Source organism: Scandinavium goeteborgense (genome assembly GCF_003935895.2).
Lineage (GTDB): Bacteria > Pseudomonadota > Gammaproteobacteria > Enterobacterales > Enterobacteriaceae > Scandinavium > Scandinavium goeteborgense.
In genome coordinates this window covers 2,677,605-2,698,838 of the sequence record NZ_CP054058.1, presented here as the reverse complement: position 1 = coordinate 2,698,838, position 21,234 = coordinate 2,677,605, and the positions used below count along the sequence as shown (strand labels likewise).

General features: G+C 54.1%; 17 protein-coding genes. 6 read left to right on the top strand and 11 right to left on the bottom strand.

All coding sequences use genetic code 11. The features are described 5' to 3' along the window. Positions 1-114: 114 nt before the first annotated feature. On the bottom strand, positions 115-492 hold the full coding sequence (locus A8O29_RS13870) for a YdeI family stress tolerance OB fold protein (RefSeq protein WP_246316678.1): 378 nt from the start codon (positions 490-492) through the stop codon (positions 115-117). 185 nt (positions 493-677) lie between these two features. Between A8O29_RS13870 and A8O29_RS13865 the strand changes: the two genes are divergently transcribed. Together A8O29_RS13865 and A8O29_RS13860 are read left to right on the top strand one after the other, a co-directional pair. Next, positions 678-1,586, top strand: coding sequence for a LysR family transcriptional regulator (locus A8O29_RS13865; RefSeq protein WP_174081347.1), 909 nt, complete (start codon positions 678-680; stop codon positions 1,584-1,586). 133 nt (positions 1,587-1,719) lie between these two features. Next, positions 1,720-2,226: an SRPBCC family protein gene (locus A8O29_RS13860; protein WP_125354853.1), complete on the top strand. Its 507-nt coding sequence runs from the start codon at positions 1,720-1,722 to the stop codon at positions 2,224-2,226. Between the two features lie 106 nt (positions 2,227-2,332). Here the strand turns inward: A8O29_RS13860 and A8O29_RS13855 are convergent, their stop codons facing one another. From A8O29_RS13855 to A8O29_RS13835, 5 genes are read right to left on the bottom strand one after another with little or no spacing between them, the layout of a single operon-like run. Continuing rightward, positions 2,333-7,936, bottom strand: coding sequence for a trifunctional serine/threonine-protein kinase/ATP-binding protein/sensor histidine kinase (locus A8O29_RS13855; RefSeq protein WP_174081346.1), 5,604 nt, complete (start codon positions 7,934-7,936; stop codon positions 2,333-2,335). 26 nt (positions 7,937-7,962) lie between these two features. Then, on the bottom strand, positions 7,963-8,358 hold the full coding sequence (locus A8O29_RS13850) for a response regulator transcription factor (protein WP_125354852.1): 396 nt from the start codon (positions 8,356-8,358) through the stop codon (positions 7,963-7,965). A 20-nt stretch (positions 8,359-8,378) separates the two neighbouring features. Further along, positions 8,379-8,654 (bottom strand): XapX domain-containing protein, encoded by a 276-nt coding sequence (locus tag A8O29_RS13845; RefSeq protein WP_125354851.1) that lies wholly within the window; start codon positions 8,652-8,654, stop codon positions 8,379-8,381. Continuing rightward, positions 8,651-8,893 carry a DUF1427 family protein gene (locus A8O29_RS13840; RefSeq protein ID WP_125354850.1) on the bottom strand — a complete coding sequence of 81 codons (243 nt, stop codon included), beginning with the start codon at positions 8,891-8,893 and terminating at the stop codon, positions 8,651-8,653. The genes A8O29_RS13845 and A8O29_RS13840 overlap by 4 nt, the downstream gene beginning before the upstream one ends. Before the next feature lie 54 nt (positions 8,894-8,947). Continuing rightward, complete coding sequence (locus tag A8O29_RS13835; protein WP_133460006.1) at positions 8,948-9,634, bottom strand: hydrolase; 687 nt, start codon at positions 9,632-9,634, stop codon at positions 8,948-8,950. 279 nt (positions 9,635-9,913) lie between these two features. Between A8O29_RS13835 and A8O29_RS13830 the strand changes: the two genes are divergently transcribed. The 4 genes from A8O29_RS13830 to A8O29_RS13815 are packed head-to-tail and all read left to right on the top strand — an operon-like array spanning position 9,914 to position 14,722. Continuing rightward, positions 9,914-11,791 carry an amidohydrolase gene (locus A8O29_RS13830; RefSeq protein WP_125354849.1) on the top strand — a complete coding sequence of 626 codons (1,878 nt, stop codon included), beginning with the start codon at positions 9,914-9,916 and terminating at the stop codon, positions 11,789-11,791. Positions 11,792-11,795: 4 nt separating this feature from the next. Then, the gene (locus A8O29_RS13825) at positions 11,796-12,227 is read left to right on the top strand and encodes a DoxX family protein (protein WP_125354848.1); all 432 of its coding nucleotides are present in this window, start codon (positions 11,796-11,798) and stop codon (positions 12,225-12,227) included. Then, positions 12,211-13,851 (top strand): MFS transporter, encoded by a 1,641-nt coding sequence (locus A8O29_RS13820; protein ID WP_125354847.1) that lies wholly within the window; start codon positions 12,211-12,213, stop codon positions 13,849-13,851. Before A8O29_RS13825 ends, A8O29_RS13820 begins: the two co-directional genes overlap by 17 nt. A 49-nt stretch (positions 13,852-13,900) precedes the next feature. Next, the gene (locus tag A8O29_RS13815; RefSeq protein WP_125354846.1) at positions 13,901-14,722 is read left to right on the top strand and encodes an alpha/beta fold hydrolase; all 822 of its coding nucleotides are present in this window, start codon (positions 13,901-13,903) and stop codon (positions 14,720-14,722) included. 48 nt (positions 14,723-14,770) lie between these two features. Here A8O29_RS13815 and A8O29_RS13810 read toward each other — a convergent pair whose 3' ends face one another. The 5 genes from A8O29_RS13810 to yeaG all read right to left on the bottom strand — a co-directional run bounded on the left by A8O29_RS13810 (position 14,771) and on the right by yeaG (position 21,192). After that, a complete protein-coding gene (locus A8O29_RS13810) occupies positions 14,771-15,391 on the bottom strand; it encodes a response regulator transcription factor (RefSeq protein WP_125354845.1) in 621 nt (206 codons plus the stop codon). Positions 15,392-15,625: 234 nt separating this feature from the next. Continuing rightward, positions 15,626-16,657 carry a methionine synthase gene (locus A8O29_RS13805; RefSeq protein ID WP_125354844.1) on the bottom strand — a complete coding sequence of 344 codons (1,032 nt, stop codon included), beginning with the start codon at positions 16,655-16,657 and terminating at the stop codon, positions 15,626-15,628. 27 nt (positions 16,658-16,684) lie between these two features. Then, positions 16,685-17,668 (bottom strand): DUF1852 domain-containing protein, encoded by a 984-nt coding sequence (locus A8O29_RS13800; protein WP_125354876.1) that lies wholly within the window; start codon positions 17,666-17,668, stop codon positions 16,685-16,687. Positions 17,669-17,898: 230 nt separating this feature from the next. Further along, complete coding sequence (locus A8O29_RS13795) at positions 17,899-19,179, bottom strand: YeaH/YhbH family protein (protein WP_125354843.1); 1,281 nt, start codon at positions 19,177-19,179, stop codon at positions 17,899-17,901. Between the two features lie 78 nt (positions 19,180-19,257). Then, positions 19,258-21,192, bottom strand: a complete 1,935-nt coding sequence (gene yeaG, locus A8O29_RS13790; protein ID WP_125354842.1) for a protein kinase YeaG — start codon at positions 21,190-21,192, stop codon at positions 19,258-19,260. Positions 21,193-21,234: the final 42 nt, after the last annotated feature.

Here is a 21,234-nt window from a genome sequence, read left to right as displayed (position 1 = left end):
TCGGCATTATGTGCCGCTTAAACCCTCAAAAACCACACAGCCGTGAGCCAGGAAGCCGTCACCATAATGGCTGTTGGAGCAACTGGGGCAACCCGCCAGGGCATCGCGATGTGCTTATTTTTGGAGACGGTCGATTCGGACAACCGGCGGTGACATTTTCTTGTCGAGGCTGCCGTTGATGTTGATCATCTGGTCGGGTTGAACGTCGCGCCCATCAAAAACAGCTTTCGGGATGATGACGTCGATGTTGTCTGTTTTATCGCGGAAAACGTAGCGATCGTCACCGTTATGCTTGATGAGGTTGCCCCGTAAGGAAAGCGTGGCGCCATCATGCATGGTTTTGGCAAATTTAACGGTCATCACGCGCGCATCATCTGTTCCGCGGTAGCCATCTTCAATCTTATGCGGAGGAGGTGGCGCGACGTTTTCTTTCAGGCCGCCCGCTTCTTGGGCATAAACGCTTTGCGCGCTCAGCAAACAGAACAGGATCATTAACGGGGCTTTTTTCATCGTGTCTCCTTAGTTTTTAAGAAGGTATGCTTTTAAGCCTGGTCGCTACCATTACGTTTTGCAAATTATGGGCACGCAACAGAAAAATAACCGTAAACCTGATAGACAACCTTATCCTGAGCCTTTAGCCTCAATTAAAATTATTATGTCTATCAGGTTACTTCATAATGAAAAATGATATCAGGACCCTCGACCTTAACCTTCTTAAGGCCCTTGATGCGTTACTGGATGAAGGCAGCGTGACTCGGGCGGCACAGCGCCTCTCTCTGACGCAGCCTGCCGTCAGTGGCATGCTTACCCGCTTGCGTGATTATTTTGGCGATCCACTTTTTGTTCGCACCAGTCACGGTATGGTCCCCACACTGCGGGCCAATGAACTGTCTCTGCCGGTCAAACAAATCCTCACTGATATCGCCATTCTGCTGAAACCGACGCAATTTGACCCCATGACGGCGGAACTGACTTATACCATTGTCGCAACGGACTACGCACTGAAGGCCGTTGTCGTTCCGTTGATGGCTGCGCTGAAACTGCGTGCACCGAATATCAAAATCGCCGTGCGACCTGTGGACAATGAGCGAATGTATCAGCAGTTGTCTCGAGGTGAAGTTGATTTGGCTTTGATAACACCGCAAACAACCCCTGACGACCTGCACGGAAGAGCACTCTATGAAGAAGATTATGTTTGCGTCGCACGAAGCCATCATCCTCTGGCCGCAGCTTCAGAAATGACGCTCGAACAATTCTGCGAACAGGAACATATTCTGGTGTCTACAGAAGGTCACTTCACCGCGGTAACCGATGAAGCACTGGCTAAGCTCAGTCTGACACGACGAGTGGGGATGTCGGTGAATAGTTTTCTGGTGATACCTGATATATTGCGATTGACCGATATGATTGCCGTTGTGCCTCATCGCATGATCCTGAATAACCACGATCTGGTTGTTCTCCCTTTGCCCCTGAAAGTACCTGGCTTTACCAAGAGCATGGCCTGGCATGAACGCACCCATCGTGACCCCGGTCATCAGTGGATTCGCGCTTTATGCGTAGAGGTCAGCCAACATCCTGAGTCCTGATATAAGTTATCTTATTAATATTATAAGTAATGACAATTCGTCTTATAACTCCATTGCGCCAATAATCACTGTCATCACGTTGCTGCCGTAACGGCACACACAGTGCAATCAATTATCGTAACTGGAGAAATTTATGAACGCGATTAACTGGCCACACGCTTTTGTTCCGGGTTTTACCGATAACTTTGTCTCTAATGAAATGATCATCTCTGGTCTGAGCGTCAAGGAAGTCTGGCCGTTCTTGAGTCAGCCTTTGCTCTGGCCGGACTACTATAAAAACTCCGCCGATGTGCGCTTTTACGACAATAAAGGACCGGAACTGGAAGAGGGGGTGCGCTTCTATTTCAGCACCTTTGGTTTCCCTGTTGAAGCTCAGGTTGTGGAGTTTGTTCCGCCGGCAGAAGGCCAACCTGCTCGCCTGGCATGGCACGGATGGTCCGGAGAGGAAAATACTGCTGAACGCCTCGATGTGCATCATGCCTGGTTACTGGAAGATCTTCCCGACAATCGCGTTCGAATCCTGACTCAGGAAACTCAGAATGGGAACCCTGCGAAAGCGCTGGCAAATACGCGCCCCAACCCAATGCTGAATGGTCATCAGGAATGGCTGGATGGCCTGATTGACGCTGCGGCGAATTAATTAACGACCTCACAGGGTGAGATCATTGAGGCTGCACTGACTCGTCGCCTCAATGACTTTTATCTCAATTGTTCTTAGCTGAATGCCAGATAAATTCTTTCATGGCTTATTCAACTGTGGGGATAATGAAGCTAAAACAACTGCCGAAAGGAGCGTTGTTTTGGGCTTGAAGCACACCGCGATGTCGCTCGATGATTGAATGGCTGATGGTCAGCCCCATCCCCATACCTTGCGCTTTAGTGGTGTAAAACGATTCAAAAACGCGTTGCCCTACGTCCGGGGCTAACCCCGTCCCGTTATCGGTCACCCGCAGTTCGATAGTTCCCGTGCTGGGGGTCCGCGTCGATATTTTCAGGGTCCGTGGTCTATCTGTGATGTCCTCCATCGCTTCAATGGCGTTAATCACCAGGTTAATCAACACCTGCTGGATTTGCACACTGTCCCCGAAAATCATGCTGTGTTCTGCTGTCAGGTCGTTATCCACCGCGACCCGACGCTGGTCAATTTCACTGCGCGACAGCGACAGAATATGACGCACCAGCACATGCAGGTCGAGACGACAAAAAACGGGTTCGTGTTTGCGCGTCAGGGTCTGGAGACTGCGAATGATTTCGCCTGCCCGCTGGCCTTCGGCCACAATTTCTTCCAGCCCGACGCGAATATTGTCATACCTGACCGGGGTGTGTTTGAGCCAGCGCAGGCTGGCCCCGGCATTAGAGACAATCGACATCAAAGGCTGGTTGATTTCATGGGCAATGGAAGAGGTGAGCTGGCCGACGGTGGTGGCGCGGGACACGCGGGCCAGTTCAGCTTGCGCCACCCGAACCGCATCCTCGGCGTGTCTTTGGGTCGTGATATCAGTAATGGTGCCGTAGTATTCGTAAATCTCCGTGCCGACGCCCACCGGACTGCCGATGCCCAAAATGTAACGCGTCTCGCCTTTGGCGTTAATGATACGAAACTCCGCGTGCAGCGTGAGTCCCTCACGCACGCCATCCGTCACCACGTGGCTGATCCGGTCATAATCATCCGGGTGAACAAACGTAAAAAACTCCGCCATGGATATCATTTTCAGGCTCTCCGGCAGGCCGAGGATCCTGGCGTATTCATCTGACATAAACATCAAATCTTGTTCAAGCTCCCACCGCCAGCTTCCGGTATGGCTGATTTGCTCGCCTAACATCAGCGAGGTTTGGCTGGCGATAAGCTCTTTTTCCACTTTTCGGCGTTGAATGTTTTCCTCAAGCAGTTCTGCGTACAGTCGCGCCGTTTCGAGTGAGACGGCGGCGTGGGCCGCCAGCAGATTAACCACTTTAGAATGCTCTGCGGTAAACACTTCCGGCATCAACCGGTTTTCGAGATAGAGCACGCCCACAAGTCGCGCTTGCTTATACATCGGCACGCATAGCACGGCCGCCCCGGAAGCCACCAGATAGGGGTCGTGAGAAAACGGGCTGAATTCTTCAGGTTTCCCGGTGCGGATCTCTTGTCCGGTTCGGATCACGGCCGCCAGCACCGACAGCGGCAGGTCAGTCGCGGTGGGGCGGTCTTTGGTGATTTGCACCGTTATCCCGCCGCTCGCGGTCTGCGCCCTGGCCTCGATTTCAGGGATCGTATTTTCCAGAATCCGAATCAACACGCCACGCTGCGCTCCGGCACGTTCCAGTAACATGGTGAGCAATATTTCTATCAGTCGTTCAAGATTGATCTCTTCGGAGAGCGCCCGCGACGCCTTTATCACGCTCTGTAAGTCGCGGATCTCTTCGTCTTGAGCAAAGGCGATGGTGTCATAAGGGGTAGATTGCGAAGGGGACACCAGATGAGGATGCGCTTGCTTGAGTTGATGCACTTTGGCCTGGGCACCCATTCGCCCCCAGGCGGCAATAGCCCCGCGAACATGCGCATCTGCCGCCGTGAAATAACCGCACCTTAACGCAAAGTTGGCGGCCAGTTCATGGGCCAGTGCGTTACAGCTGTTAAACCCGGCCTCCCGCGACAGCCGCACCGCTTTTTCATACTGTTCCAGCGCAATGCTGTTCATGCCATCCAGACGCACAATTTCTGCGTACACCAGTGCTTCTTTATCAGCAAACGTGTCAGGGTTGATACGCGCCCAGAGCGCTATTTTGTGGTAATGCGCGTCCAGCTCGCGTCGCTGGCTGGCACTGAACGTTTCTGGCGTCAGTTGAACGGTTAACGTCAGGGCGCTGTAGAAATGTAAATCCACCAGATGAATGTGACCCGGGGCCGACCACGCCAGCGCATGCGCATGGTCAAGCGCGTCTTGTGCCTGCGGAAAGTCTCCGACGGTAAAATAGGTCATACCGCGGTACAGCCAGAACCAAAATATCAGGGTCGAGAGTTGCTGCGGGGCGTGTTCCGGCGCACCCGGTAACAGTGCGTCGGGCAGTGCCGTCCGGCTATCCCAGGCCCCGGACGGAACTTGGCGCAAGTGTTCAACGTAATGGCGCTGCACCAATAAAATGCGCTCCACATCTTTGAAATCCGTTTTTCGCACAAAGGCCAGCCCGCGCTCGATGCTGGTCAGGATATTATCCAGGTGATCGCCCCGGCTTAAAAAATTAATAATCTGGTGACAGGCAGCAAACGAGGCCATCGTCAGATCGCCATGCGTCACACCGGAGGTAAAACAGGCTTTCGCGCAGTCGATAGTGTAGGACAACGGCTGTGTCCAGACGCTGACCTGGTCGAGTGGCAGCAAGGTTTTTGCTTCAAATGCGCTGTATCCCCGGCGGGCGACCAGGTCCCGCGCAAGGTCTGCATAGTTGAACCCTAAATGATATTCGGCGTAACGCTCGGCGATAAGCACACCGAACCAACCCATTGCCAACGTGGATGCGCCAGTCACGCCGTGCTTCAGGGTTAACTGCAGCATCTGACAAAGCAGCATAAAGTGCAGGCGTGGGCAGTTGAAGCTGGCGAAGACGCTGGCGCTGGCGAGCAGATTCATCACCGCTTCCGTCTGCGCATCGTGCATTTCAGGCAACTGAGTAAACAGTGCGGCGGGGTTATTCCCGATGCGGTTGTTGAGCTGTTCCCAGGCGGCATCGCAGTCTGCGTTGTCAGGATGACGGGCGAGCGCAATGCCCGACACGCTGAGCCAGAATAGCGTGGTTTCCAGTGCCAGACGGTTGTCAGACTGGCGCATATACACTTCCGCCAGCAGGGTGGCCGCGGTGATTTTCTGCGTCAGTTCGCCCGGCATGCCTAACAGCCGGTCACACAACTGCCTGGCGGTGATCAGGTTTCCCAGTAAAAACTCACACTCGGCCTCTTCACGTTCCAGGCGAAGGTCGGGAAGCGCCTCTCGCGACGGATCGTGGCCAGTCAGGGCACGCGCGGTCTGTAAATAACGTAAGGCAGAGAGGAAATCGCCCGTCCGTTTTGCGCGCTGAACCGCCAGCATACTCAGCTCCCTGAACATTTCACGCTGTGTAGGCGGCTGGATAGATTCAATGGCGGCGGAAACATGATGAATGGCGCGGAATAACATTTCATTCCCGGCCGCCTGGCGGGATGTTTCCGCCAACAGGCGGGCCGTGGTGATGTGCACATGGCTTCGCTGAACGGCATCGAGCAGGGCGAAAGCGGCTTCCTGCACGCGGTCATGGGTAAACGTCCAGCTGTTTTGGGTCAGTGATACAAGCTGCGCGGTCACGGCGGGGTGTAGTTGGTAGTGGATAGTGGCATCGGACAGGCACAGCACGCGTCCGATGAGGCTCAATTCCCCCCGACTGCCCAGGCAGGCAAGGCTGCCGAGTAAAGTGCGCGTTGTTTCTGGCATTTTACCGAGCTGTTCCAGTACCAGACTCACGACATTTTCGGTGTAATGGCGTTGTTGAATGGCCGACAGATCATAATGCCACTTGCCCTGATATTTGTTATGCGTCACCAGGCCATCGTCGACAATGCGTTTAAAAAACGCCTTCATAAACAGCGGATTGCCACCTGTTTTTTGATGGATAAGTTTTCCCAGGTCAGCGGTATCGGTGGCGCGTTGTTGGAAAGTTTCGGCCAGCCAGCGGGACACATCTTTCACGGAAAGCGGCGAGGTAATGATATCGATGCTGCGCTGCGCCGCCTGACGAAACCGGGTTATCGCCGCCGTTAACGCCGCGTTTTCGGTCGATTCGGGTTCTCGCACGGCAATCACCAGCAGCAACGGCAGTGTGTGGCTGTTTTTCAGCAGTGATTCCAGCACATGGAGACTGGCTTCATCAATCCACTGAACATCATCCAGCAGTAACACCAGCGGACAGCCCGGCGTGGCAAAGGTGTGGACCAGGGCGGAGATCATGTCATTGAAACGTACGCGCGCATCCGTTGACATCACGTCCGTCGCCGGGAAAGTTTCCTGCTCCAGCAACAGCGCTAATTCAGGCACCAGGTTGACCGCCAGCCGTTCATATCCCTTCAACGCCAAAGAGAGCCGGGTTTTCCAGTCGGTAACCTGTTCCGCCGGTAAGCCGAGCAGGGAGAGGGTCAGCGAGCGAAACGCAGAGGTCAGCACGTCATACGGCAATGTAGAGGAAAACTGGTCGACTTTCCCCACCGCTAACAGCACGCGACTGGGCGGTAACGCTTTTAACATCGACGCCATCAGGGATGATTTCCCGATCCCCGAAGGCCCACGGATAACCGCCAACGTATGGGTGCCAGAGCGATTCACATCATCAAACGCGGCGATCAATTCACGCGCCTGAGGCTGGGCGGTATAGAGCGCTTCCGGCAGATGCACATCGGGCGACCGGTCCTGTATACCGGGCGTAAAGCAGGGGATGTGTTGTCCGTCGGCAAACGTTGCCTGGCAGCGGCGTAAATCGGCGATCAGGCCATCCACCGTCTGATAACGGTTGTCCGGTGATTTCTCCAGTAAATGCAGAATAAGGGTGGAGAGCATGAGGGGAATGGCGTCATTTACCCGATGCGGAGGGCGTGGCTCCGAGGCAATGTGGTGATGCACCCACTGGGCCGGATCGCCTTCACTGAGATCAAAGGGCAGCACGCCAGTCAGCAATTCATAAAACACGATCCCCAGACTGTAGAGATCGCTGCGGCTGCTGACCGGACGCTGGCTGCGATGGGTGTGCTCGGGCGACATATACGCCAGCGTGCCACCGGAAAACGCCAGCCGGGCGGGGCCGGACGCCTCTGATGAACCCGTTGCCAGGCCAAACCCGGCCAGGCGACAGGACGCATCGGGCTGGATAAAAATGTTACCCGGCTTAATGTCGCCGTGGATAAGGTTGTGCTGGTGCATCTGACGCAATGGCTGACAGACCCGGATTGCTAGCTCGATGAAACGGGCCGTATTGTCCATCGGTTGGCCCATCATCTGAGCCAGAGACTGAAACGCAAACGGCGTATACACCAGCGCATAACGCCCACGGTACTGCGTGCAGGCCGCAGGTTTTATGGCCCAGCTATCGGACAAATAGGGCCGCAGCGAAAACTCGTTTTTGAGTAATTGCGTGGCGTTCGCTTCGGTTTCATCGTTCACTGCGGTGGCAAGAATAAAGGCCCCGTCTGACCACGGGGAGCGCCCGCTCATCCACACAATACTGCCTTCGCGCACCAACGGCGTGAACATCACGTCTTCTTTAAACGCAAAAACCTGCCCGTCGTGGGCGTCGAAAAGCGGCGTCTCGGAAACGGCGGGGCGGCCCGGCGGAGTATGCTTTTGAATCATTCAGGGGTCTCGCAGTAGCGCCTGTCTCAGGGTTCAGATGCGTTATTTTTTTCGGGCCTGACAGCGTGTTGTAAATGCTTCAGCAGGACATCAATGTCGATGGGCTTACGCAAAAAAGCAACGGCGCCAAGATGGATGGCAAACCGTTGCATGTTTTCATCTCCGTGTCCGGAGATGAAAATCACCGGGGGAGGCAGCGGGAAGGTCTTTATTTTTTCATAAAGCTCAAACCCGCTCATTCCCTTCAGTTTAATGTCAATAATGATAAGTGAAGATTCGATTAGCGCGTTTTTTTCCGCTAAATACGCCTCAGCGGATTCATAAACGCGCGTCGAATAGCCATCTGATTGCAGCAGATTGCTCAACCCGCTACGTACGGCGGGCTCATCATCGACAATGGCAATACGCTGCGGCAGCTGCATGCGGTCATTCCTCTGGCACATTATCTCGAACGCGGGGGTGTGTCTGGGCTCACTGACGCATTGCCCGACGGGGGTGTTCCGCTGATTTTGGGCACACATTCGTGACGAAACCAGGCAAGCGTCAAGGGTTCGCGGCTCATCAACCGACGGGTAATCGGGATCAGTTGCTCCCCGACCAACATGCCAAACAAGCCCAGCAGAGCAATAACAGGCGGTGCAGGGGAGTGAATGCCCAACGTGGCGTAAATGCCCCCAGCCACCAGGCCTAACGCCAAAGACAGGATCCATATTTTCATGATGGATTATCCTCAACACAGGCGGCAGAGAGCCCTGCGGTTTGGCCTGGCGTCTGGCAAGCGTGATGGGCGGCGCTCGGCGGAGGGGCCAGCATTTGCGTGACCAATTGTTCGCCGACAAGCATGCCTAATAGCCCAACCAACGCCACCGCAGGGGGGGCTGGAGAGCGTACTTTTAGCAGAGCATAGAGAAGGCCAATTAACACCCCCGCCAGCAGAGACAAGAGTTCTGCGCTCATGTGTTTCTCCTGAAAGAAAAGCTGACCCGTTTCACACCGGTCAGCTTCTGATGATTAACGTGCAGCAACCGGCGGCAGGGTTTCGTGTTCGCTTTTCTGGCGAGAAGGGGCTTTATGCACCATGGTGTAGGCGTAATCCACACCCATTCCGTACGCACCGGAATGTTCACGGACGATATCCATCACCGCGTTGTAGGTTTCTTTGCGCGCCCAGTCACGTTGCCACTCCAGCATCACCTGTTGCCAGGTCACCGGGATAACGCCCGCCTGGATCATGCGCTGCATTGCGAAATCATGCGCTTCTTTGGACGTGCCGCCGGAGGCATCCGCCACCATGTAAATTTCGTAACCGCCTTCCAGCATGGCGCACAGGGCAAAGCTGTTATTGCACACTTCAGTCCATAAACCGGAAACCACCACTTTTTTCTGACCGTTAGCTGCCAGCGCGTCACGCACTTTCTGGTCATCCCATGAGTTCATAGAGCTACGCTCAAGGATATCTTTACCTGGGAACACATCCAGCAATTCTGGATAGGTATGACCCGAGAAACTTTCGGTTTCAACGGTGGTGATAATCGTCGGGATATCAAACACCTTCGCGGCTTTGGCCAGCGCAACGGTATTGTTTTTCAGCACCTGGCGGTCAATCGACTGAACGCCAAAAGCCATCTGCGGCTGTTGGTCGATAAAAATCATCTGGCAGTTGTGAGGCGTTAAGACTTCAAGCTTAGAGGTTGTCATAAAAATACCCATTGGAATGAGGAGAAAGGAAGCAGAGCCACCGCGCCTTTGACGCGGCAACAATCGGGACAGCGAGGGGAATAGTAGGAGGCATGTCGGGGGAAAACTATTATCTGATCGTATAGTTAACCCTGAGTATAACTATACCTTGGTATAACTATCCCTTTGTATAACTAGTCTTTTTTTAACCCTGTTCACATACTCGAATCCATTCACGCCACCCAGTGGGTTGCGTACTCTTTGCTCGGCCAGCGCCGGGCATCTCGAATGGGAGGATGTATGGTTTCGTTGGGTAAAGCAGATGTAATCCTGGTAAATGGGCAGTTTCACACGGTGGACAGGGAAAACCCGCTCGCCGAAGCGGTGGCGATCCGTGATGGGAAATTCCTTGAGGTCGGCACCGTGGCACAGGTGATGCAGCATCACGCCGAAGGGACGAAAGTCGTGGATCTCAAAGGCCACACGGCCATTCCAGGTTTGAATGATTCACACCTGCACCTGATTCGTGGCGGCCTGAATTACAACCTTGAGCTACGTTGGGAAGGCGTGCCATCCCTCGCGGATGCGCTGCGGATGCTAAAAGAGCAAGCGCTGCGTACGCCGTCCCCGCAATGGGTCCGCGTGGTTGGCGGCTGGTCAGAGTTCCAGTTCGCCGAACGCCGGATGCCGACGCTGGATGAAATCAACGAAGCTGCACCCGATACGCCCGTCTTTATCCTTCATCTCTACGATCGCGCCCTGCTGAACCGCGCCGCACTGAGAGTCGTGGGCTATACCAAAGAGACACCGAACCCGCCGGGGGGAGAAATTCAACGCGACAGCAACGGCAACCCAACCGGAATGCTGATTGCACGTCCGAATGCGATGATCCTCTATTCCACGCTGGCGAAAGGGCCAAAATTACCGCTGGAACAGCAAATCAACTCCACGCGCCAGTTTATGCGCGAGCTGAACCGTTTGGGCCTGACCAGCGCGATTGATGCGGGCGGCGGTTTCCAGAACTACCCGGAAGATTACGAAGTGATTGCCGAGCTGCATCAGAAAAAACAGATGACGCTGCGCATTGCCTATAACTTGTTTACTCAGCGTCCGGGGCATGAACTCGAGGATTTCGAAAAGTGGACCGACATGCTGACGCCGGGGCAAGGGAGTGATTATTTCCGCCATAACGGCGCGGGTGAAATGCTGGTTTTCTCTGCCGCGGATTTTGAAGATTTCCTCGAACCGCGCCCAGATCTGGCGCCGGGCATGGAAGACGAACTGGAGCGCGTGGTGCGTCATCTGGTTGAGCATCGCTGGCCGTTCCGTTTGCATGCGACTTACGATGAGTCCATCAGCCGAATGCTGGATGTATTTGAAAAAGTGAACCGCGATATTCCCTTCAACGGCCTGTACTGGTTCTTCGACCATGCCGAAACGGTCACGCAGAAAAATATCGATCGAATCAAAGAGCTGGGCGGCGGGATCGCGGTGCAGCACCGCATGGCCTTCCAGGGCGAATATTTTGCCGAACGTTACGGGATTGAAGCCACACGCCACACGCCCCCTGTGACACGAATGCTGGAAACCGGCGTGCCGGTCGGTCTGGGGACCGATGCCACCCGCGTCGCCAGTTACAATCCATGGACCGCGCTGTACTGGCTGGTATCCGGGCGTACCGTGGGCGGAATGCAGATGTATGACGTTAATGCCCGGTTGGATCGCGACACCGCGCTGATGCTTTGGACACAAGGCAGCGCGTGGTTTTCCAGCGAACAGGGTAAAAAAGGGCAAATTAAAGTCGGGCAGCTGGCGGACATGGCGGTGCTAAGCAAAGACTATTTCCGCGTGCCGGAAGAGGAAATTAAAGGCATCGAATCGGTGCTCACCGTAGTGGATGGCAACATCGTCTATGCCGCGGGCGCGTTTGGGCCACTCGCGCCGCCAGCCATTCCTGTGCTGCCAGACTGGTCACCGGTCGTCACCGTACCGGGTCATTATCGTGCGGCGCCACCGGTTGCCAACCCGCGTGTAGGCATGACCGCGCAGGGCCACCACTGTAGCGGTCCTTGTGGCGTGCATACTCACCATCACGATGTTGCTCGCGGGGCAAACGTTCCGGTTGCCGATGATACGGCATTCTGGGGCGCGCTCGGCTGCAGCTGCTTTGCGTTCTGATGCCATGAAAAATTCATCTGCACTGTTCATTTCGCCCCAGATAAACCTGGGGCTGTTCTTCCTGCGCGTGGCCGGTAGCCTGCTGTTGCTGTACGTCCACGGGCTACCGAAGGTATTCCACTTCAGCGAAGAACTGACGCACATTGAGGACCCTTTCGGTATGGGTCCGTACATGAGTTTGATTCCGGCTATTTTCGCGGAGGTTATTTGCCCGTTGTTCATTATTGCAGGGGTTGGGACGCGGCTGGCCTGTTTGCCGATCATCGGGGTGTTACTGGTGGCCATGTTGTTTGTGCATCCTGGCTGGTCGATTGCCGAGGGGCAATTTGGCTGGTTGCTGCTGATCATCTTCATCACGCTGGCGCTAACCGGGCCGGGAAAATGGGCGCTTAGGGTGCGTCAAACCCAGGAGTGGCGACATGGCATCAGTAAATGAAGCTCACCATCTTAGTGCCGATGCGCATCAGCAATCGCTGAACGCCAGCAGTGCGGCCAGCGGATCGGTCTGGCAGCCGCTGCACCAGCGCACGTTTGGCATGTTATGGATAGCGACGGTGGTGTCGAATATCGGGTCGTGGATGAACGATGTGGCGATGAACTGGACCATGCTGACGTTAAGCGCCGACCCGCTTTCGGTCGCCATGATCCAGGCAGCCAGTAGCCTGCCGATGTTTCTGTTTGCGCTGCCGTCCGGGGTGATGGCAGACATCGTGGACCGTCGCAAATACCTGATTTTTTCGCAGGTATGGACCTTTGCCGCGGCAGTGGCGCTGACGGGGCTGTCTTTCACCGGCCACGTGACGCCCGGAGTGTTACTCGCCGCCGCGTTTTTACTGAGTATGGGCGCGGCCATGAGCTCACCGCCGTTTCAGGCCATCGTGCCGGACCTGGTGAGCAAACCCGACCTCAGTTCGGCGATTGCGCTTAATTCGCTGGGCATTAACGTCAGCCGCGCGATTGGCCCTGCGCTGGGCGGGCTTATCCTCTCGTTTGCCGGGCCGTGGGTGGTGTTTGCGCTGAACGCACTGTCGGTGCTGGGTGTGGCCTGGGTGTTGTATCGCTGGAAAACGGAACCGGCGGTGCAGCGCCTGCCACCGGAGAATTTTTTCTCCGCCGTGCATGCCGGGGTGCGTTATGTGCAAGCCGCGCCGGTCCTGCGTAATGTGCTGGCCCGCACCGTTGCCTTTTTCCTCTTCGCCAGCGCGGGCTGGGCATTGCTGCCGCTGGTGGCCCGCCGTGAACTGGGTCTGGGGCCGGGCGGGTACGGAGTGATGCTGGCCTGTATCGGCGTCGGGGCGATTGTCGGGGCCATCACGTTACCGCGCCTACGCCGCTATTTTAACCCTGACCGATTAATGGTTGTGGCAAGCCTGATGTTCGCCGTCACGCTGCTTGCCCTGGCGTTTATTCGTCACTTCTGGCTGCTCAATCTGTTTGTGTTCATGACCGGTTATGCATGGATTTCGGTGCTTTCCACGCTCAACCTGGGGGCACAACGCAGCGCAGCCAAATGGGTAAAAGCCCGCGCGCTGGCGGTGTATCTGACGGTGTTCTTCGGCTCGATGACCGCGGGCAGCGCACTGTGGGGGCAACTGGCTACGCATTACGGCATCACTGTTTCGCTGTGTGTCGCCACCCTTGGCATGGTGCTCGCCAGCACCGCAGTGTTCCGCTGGCGACTGGACAAGGATCCTTTGCTCGATCTCGATGCCAGCGTCGAAAACACAACGTCACTCCAGGTTGATATCCATCACAACCGTGGCCCGGTGATGGTGAGCTATGAGTATCTGATTATTCCCGACGAGGCCCACGCGTTCCTGGTCTGCATGCAAGATATGCGGCGCATGAGGCGGCGGGGCGGGGCAATGAGCTGGTCGGTTTATGAGGACATCATGAAACCGGGGCTTTTTGTCGAAACGTTTCTGGTCAGTTCGTGGGTGGAGCATTTGCGTCAGGAAGAGCGTTACACCATGAATGACCGAAAAATAGAGCAGCGGATTCAGCATTATCATCAGGGTGAAACTCACCCGATTGTCCGGTATCTGGTGGCGCCGGTGTAACCGTCTCCGCCAATCATGTCTTTCACAACATAAAAAGCAGAGGTCTACGATGAGCACAATCACCACTCAAGATGGCACGCAGATTTATTACAAAGACTGGGGTTCAGGAAAGCCGGTGCTGTTTAGCCACGGCTGGCCGCTGGATGCGGACATGTGGGATAGCCAGGCGAATTTCCTGGCTGAGCGCGGATATCGCGCCATTGCGTTTGACCGCCGTGGATTTGGTCGCTCAGACCAGCCGTGGACGGGCTATGACTATGACACTTTTGCCTCTGATATTAACGACCTGATCACCCAACTGGACCTGACCGACATCAGGCTCGTTGGCTTCTCGATGGGCGGCGGGGATGTTGCGCGTTATATCGGGCGTTACGGTACGTCACGCGTCGCCGCTCTGGTCCTGCTGGGGGCGGTGACGCCTATCTTTGGTAAAAGCGCCACCAACCCAGACGGGGTTGACCTGTCTGTGTTTGCGGGCATTCGAGAGGGGTTACTTAAAGACAGGGCGCAGTTTATCAGCGATTTTGCCACCCCGTTTTACGGCACAAACGCTGGGCAAACGGTGTCCGACGGGGTACTGACCCAAACCCTGAACATTGCACTGCTGGCGTCCCTGAAAGGTACGGTGGATTGCGTCACCGCGTTCTCGGAAACTGACTTCCGCGAAGATTTGGCGAAGATTGATGTGCCAACGCTGGTTATCCATGGCAGTCACGACCAGATAGTCCCGTTTGAAACCACGGGGAAAGCGGCGGCTGAACTGATTCGTGGCGCGAAGTTGAAAGTCTATGACAATGCGCCACACGGCTTTGCCGCGACCCATCAGAGCCAGTTGAACGACGATTTGCTCGCGTTTTTACAGTCAAACTAAGTGCATAAACGGCAGGGGTGAATAGCCTCTGCCGCTATTGATGCGTGCTTAAGAGGCTTTCGCTTTATTCACATTCAGCCGTTCGGCATGACGCACCAAATCAGCGAGAGAACGCACCTGCATTTTATCCATCACCCGACGGCGATGTACCTTTACCGTAATTTCACTCACGCCCAACTGCGCTGCAATTTGTTTATTCAGCAGCCCTTTAATGGTCAGTGCCAGCACTTCCTGTTCGCGAGGGGTCAGCGTCAGATAGCGCTGTTTGATATGTTGATATTCCAGCATTTCACCCGCATTGTTTGACGCCAGCGTTAAGGCATCCTCCACGGCTTTGAGCAAATCATCGGAATTGACCGGCTTGGTTAAGAATTCATACGCCCCGGCTTTCATCGCCAGAACTGACATCGGAATCGTGCCGTAACCGGTGAGGAAGATAACGGGCATTTCTCTGCCGCAGGCTTTCAACGCATCCGCGACGTGTAAGCCGTCTTTGTCTGGCATTTTCATATCCAGAATGATGCAACTCGGTACGTCAGAAAAGGAATAGGTCAAAAAGGTGTCGGCAGAGTCGAATTCGATAGCAGGGTAACCCGCCGATGCGAGCAAGCGGACAATCGATTGCCTGACCGACTGGTCATCATCCACAACATAAACGATAGTTTTCATATATTCCTCAACCGCCACGGCGTAAATGCCTAAACCCAACGCAAGACTACATTATAACCAAGTAACAACCATCGCGAACATATTGGCAACTTGTTGATAAAGTTATAATAACATGGCGTCTGTTTTACCAATAGCACAAAAGAATGACAGCAAGAGGATGAGGGCAAGGGGGGAAGATATGAGATGGGAAGAGGGGCGATCGATGCGATCGCCCAATTCTGCTCGCGGGCGACGTTATTTCGCCAGCAGTTCTTTGCGCACGATTTCAGCCCCAGCGCTTAACGCATCCAGCTTGCCTTTGGCGACACCGCGCGGCAGGGGGATCATTCCGCAATTGGTGCAAGGATAGAGCTTGTCGGCGTCGACATACTGCAGCGCTTTTCGCAGCGTCGCGGCGACTTCTTCCGGTGTTTCGATGGTGTTGGTTGCCACGTCAATAGCCCCAACCATCACCTTTTTACCGCGAATCAGCTCCATGAGCTCCATCGGGACGTGAGAGTTTTGACATTCCAGCGAAATGATATCGATATTGGATTTTTGCAGCTTTGGAAAAATCTCTTCATATTGACGCCATTCGGTACCCAGCGTTTTTTTCCAGTCTGTATTGGCTTTAATGCCATAGCCGTAGCAGATATGTACCGCCGTTTCACATTTAAGCCCTTCGATGGCCCGCTCTAACGTGGCAATTCCCCAGTCATTCACTTCATCAAAGAACACATTAAATGCCGGCTCATCAAACTGGATAATATCGACGCCCACGGCCTCTAATTCTTTGGCTTCCTCATTGAGAATTTTGGCAAATTCCCAGGCCAGTTTTTCGCGGCTTTTGTAGTGGTTATCATAAAGCGTGTCGATCATCGTCATCGGCCCTGGCAGGGCCCATTTAATCGGCTGCGTGGTTTGCTGGCGTAATAGTCTGGCATCTTCAACGAAGACGGATTTTTGGCGACTCACCGGGCCAACAACGGTCGGCACGCTGGCGTCGTAGCGATTACGAATTTTAACGATCTCACGGTTTTCGAAATCAACGCCGTTGAGGTGCTCAATAAACGTCGTGACAAAATGCTGACGGGTTTGCTCGCCATCACTGACAATATCAATCCCCGCTTGCTGCTGATCCTCCAGACACAAACGCAAGGCGTCCTGCTTGCCGTCGATTAATTCCTGGCCCTGCAATTTCCACGGGGACCACAGTGTCTCAGGCTGCGCCAGCCAGGAAGGTTTAGGTAAACTGCCGGCGGTTGAAGTCGGTAATAATTTTTTCATAACAGGTGACCTTATACTTTTCGTCAATCAAAGAACGGAATGAGCGGACCATTGTTCAAGAACAGTTTGATAGGGTTTGATGAAGTGCTGTTCAGTAAATTTCCCTTGCTCAATAGCCAACTGGCTGCGTTCTTCGCGATCGTAAACAATGCGTGTCAGAGAATAATCCTGATAGTTCAGGCTGGGTTGATACTGTAGACCTGCCGCGGAATTAGCATTGTATATTTCCGGGCGGTAAATTTTCTGGAACGTCTCCATCGTGCTGATAGTGCCAATCAGTTCGAGGTCGGTGTAATCACTGAGTAGGTCGCCAGTGAAATAAAACGCCAGCGGGGCAACGCTGTTTTCAGGCATAAAGTAACGCGCCCGCAGCCCCATTTTTGCAAAATAGGTATCGGTCAAGGACGGCTCGTCCTGCTGATATTCCGCGCCTAAAACGGGATGCTGATTACCCGTGCGGTAATAGGTGTTTTTACTGGATACGCTCAGGCAAATAACCGGCGCTTTCGCAAAGTTTTCTTTGTACGTGTCTGAATTCACAAAGCACTTAAAGATGTTCCCGTGTAATTCACCAAAGTCATCAGGCAGGCTAAGTTCCGCTTTATTCTTATTGTGTGCGGGCAGCAAAACGCTGAAATCATAATCACGCACGTAAGATGAGAAATTATTGCCCAGAATCCCTTCCACGCGTTCATTGGTTTTTTTATCAATGATGTGGGTTTTTAATATTTCAATCACCGGGAAGGCATCGGCCTTGCCTTCAAGATGAATATTCAATTGTGCCGTAATGATTTCAAGTTCGACAGAATAACGATCGCCCGTTGGGTTATCCCAATGCGCAAGAGAATTGAACCGGTTATCAATCATCACCAATGTGTTGCGCAAGTTGTCCTCGCGCTTCTCGCCCCTTGCCAGATTAGCAAAGTTGGTGGTAATACGCGTATTTTCTGAAGGGTTATAATTCTCGTCGAAACGAATGCGCTTAAGGGTGAAAGTAAATTCTTTATTCATCGTCATCTGGCATCCTGGCGGCTGAAATAAAACCGGGTTTTAATTCAGTCGTCTTCAAAATTAATTAAATAACAGGATTCAATTTATGCCTGAGTCAGTGATTGAGGAAAAGTGATTTAATTTCACTCAACATGAACGATATTCATGATCGCGTGATTAACATGGGGAATGAAGCGTGCGAGGTCAGCAAAAGACGTCAGCCAGAGGGGAATTTTCTGGCTGACGGGAGATTAGCTGGTGGTGGTGCCCTGTTTGTGGAACAGCTCCCTGAAGACCGGATAGATGTCTTCCTGGTCGCGGATATGCTGCATGGCAAAGTTCTCAAACATCGATTGCAGATGTTCGTACTCGCGCCACAGCGTTTGATGCGCCCGACGGGTGATTTCGATATAGCTGTAGTAACGCACCACCGGCAGGATTTTCTTCGCCAGAATTTCATGACACAGCGGGGAGTCGTCGGCCCAGTTATCGCCATCGGACGCCTGCGCAGCGTAGATATTCCACTGTGCCGGGTCATAGCGATCTTTGACCACTTCGTCCATCAGCTTCAGGGCGCTGGAGACAATTGTGCCGCCGGTTTCCTGGGAGTAGAAGAACTCGTGCTCGTCCACTTCTTTCGCCTGCGTATGGTGGCGGATATACACCACATCGACGTTTTTATAGGTCCGGCTGAGGAACAGATACAGCAGGATGTAAAAACGCTTCGCCATGTCTTTGGTGGACTGGTCCATCGAACCTGACACGTCCATCAGGCAGAACATCACCGCCTGGCTTGAAGGCTCAGGGCGTTTTTCGTAATTTTTGTAGCGCAGGTCAAAGGTGTCGATGAACGGCACGCGTTCGATTTTGGCCCGCAGTTCGGCAATCTCCTTGCGGAGACGCTCTTCCTCCAGCAGTTGCACCGGCTCGCTTTTGGCGACGGTGTCGAGGTCCGCTTCCAGCTCACGCAGTTCACGACGCTTCCCGGCGGTCATCGCCGTACGTCGCGCCAGCGAGTTCTGCAAGGAACGCACCACGCTGATGTTGGCCGGTACGCCGTTGGCGGTGTAACCGGCCCGATGGGTTTTGTACTCTGTCAGCTGGCGATGCTGATTTTTCTTCAGATTCGGCAGCGCCAAATCTTCAAACAGCAGATCCAGATATTCATCTTTCGAAATCTGGAACACGAACTCGTCCTGGCCTTCACCGTCCTGGCTCGCCTGGCCTTGACCGCTTCCACCGCCACTGCCGCCACCCTGAGGGCGCTCAATGCGGTCGTTCTGTACAAAGTGATCGTTGCCGGGGTGTACACGGTGGCGCAGGCCGCCGCGTCCCTGATGGAACATCGGTTCGCTGATATCATCCGTCGGAATGGAAACCGACTCGCCGCTGTCGATATCGGTCACCGAGCGTTTGTTGATCGCCTCGGAGATCGACTGTTTTATCTGCGCCTTATAGCGGCGCAAAAAGCGCTGGCGATTCACCGCGCTTTTATTCTTACCGTTCAGGCGCCGGTCTATGAACCAGGTCATATGCCCCTCCCGTACTGCATTTGCCAACCTTCTGCTACGTCGGCCCGGCAGCGATGCGCCGCCGGGCGACGTTCGACATTATGACGATTTGCGCACGCGCAGATACCATTCGCACAGCAGGCGTACCTGTTTCCGGGTGTAGCCTTTCTCCATCATGCGATCGACAAAATCGTCGTGTTTTTTCTGCTCGTCGGTTGAGGTTTTGGCGTTAAACGAAATCACCGGCAACAGCTCTTCGGTATTGGAGAACATTTTCTTCTCGATAACCGTGCGCAGTTTTTCGTAGCTGGTCCAGTTCGGATTACGTCCGCTGTAGTTCGCCCGGGCGCGCAGCACGAAATTGACGATTTCGTTACGGAAGTCTTTCGGGTTGCTGATCCCGGCAGGCTTTTCAATTTTTTCCAGTTCCGCGTTCAGGGATTCACGGTCAAACAGCTGACCGGTATCCGGGTCCCGGTATTCCTGATCCTGGATCCAGAAGTCTGCGTACGTGACGTAGCGGTCGAAAATGTTCTGCCCGTACTCAGAGTAGGATTCCAGGTAGGCGGTCTGGATCTCTTTGCCGATGAACTCGGCGTATTTCGGGATCAGATAGCCTTTGAGGAACTCCAGATAACGTTCTGACTGTTCCTGCGGGAACTGCTCGCGCTCAATCTGCTGCTCCAGCACGTAGAACAGATGCACCGGGTTAGCCGCCACTTCGACGTGATCGAAGTTGAACACACGGGAAAGGATTTTGAACGCAAAGCGCGTCGACAGCCCGTTCATGCCTTCGTCCACGCCCGAGTAATCGCGATACTCCTGATAGGATTTCGCTTTCGGGTCGGTGTCTTTCAGGCTTTCACCGTCATACACGCGCATTTTTGAGTAGATGCTCGAGTTTTCCGGCTCTTTCAGACGCGACAGAATCGAGAAGCGGGACAGCGTTTCGAGCGTGCCTGGCGCGCATGGCGCATGGGTCAGCTCACTGTGATTAAGCAGTTTTTCGTAGATTTTGATCTCTTCGGAAATCCGCAGGCAATAAGGCACTTTGACGATGTACACACGGTCAAGGAACGCCTCATTGTTTTTGTTATTACGGAAGGTCACCCACTCAGATTCGTTCGAGTGCGCCAAAATGATGCCGTTAAACGGCAGGGCAGAGATGCCTTCGGTCCCGTTGTAGTTCCCTTCCTGCGTCGCGGTCAGTAGTGGATGCAGCACCTTAATTGGGGCTTTAAACATCTCGACGAATTCCATCAGACCCTGGTTCGCGCGGCACAGCGCACCGGAGTAGCCATAAGCATCCGGATCGTTTTGCGCGTGGTTTTCCAGTTTGCGGATATCGACTTTACCGACCAGGGCAGAGATATCCTGGTTGTTCTCATCACCCGGTTCGGTTTTGGCGATAGCAATCTGCGCCAGAATCGACGGCCATACTTTCACTACACGGAACTTGGTGATGTCGCCGCCAAACTCGTTCAGACGTTTTGCCGCCCACGGCGACATAATTGTGCCGAGATAGCGGTTCGGGATGCCGTACTCTTTTTCAAGAATCTGCGCATCTTCCTGCGGGTTAAACAGACACAGCGGGTGATCGTTCACTGGGCTGCGTTCACCGTTCGCGCTCAGCACATAAATGGGAACGCGCTGCATCAGCGCTTTCAGTCGTTCAGCCAGCGACGATTTACCCCCGCCCACCGGGCCCAGTAAATAGAGGATCTGTTTCTTCTCTTCCAGACCCTGAGCGGCATGTTTCAGGTAGGCGACGATCTGTTCGATAGCGTCTTCCATACCGTAGAACTCTTCAAACGCCGGGTAGCGTGCGACCACCCGATTCGAAAATAGACGGGACAGCCGTGGCTCATGGGCAGTATCGACCATGATTGGCTCACCGATAGCCATCAATAGCCGTTCTGCCGCATTGGCATAGGCACTGCGATCTTGCTTACAGGTTGCAAGAAATTCCTGCAGTGTGAACTCTTCGTCCTTGGCAGCTTCATAACGCTGGCGATAGTGATCGAATATATTCATGGCATGCCGTCCTTTCGTTTTTTAGCACAGGATAAGAGCCGT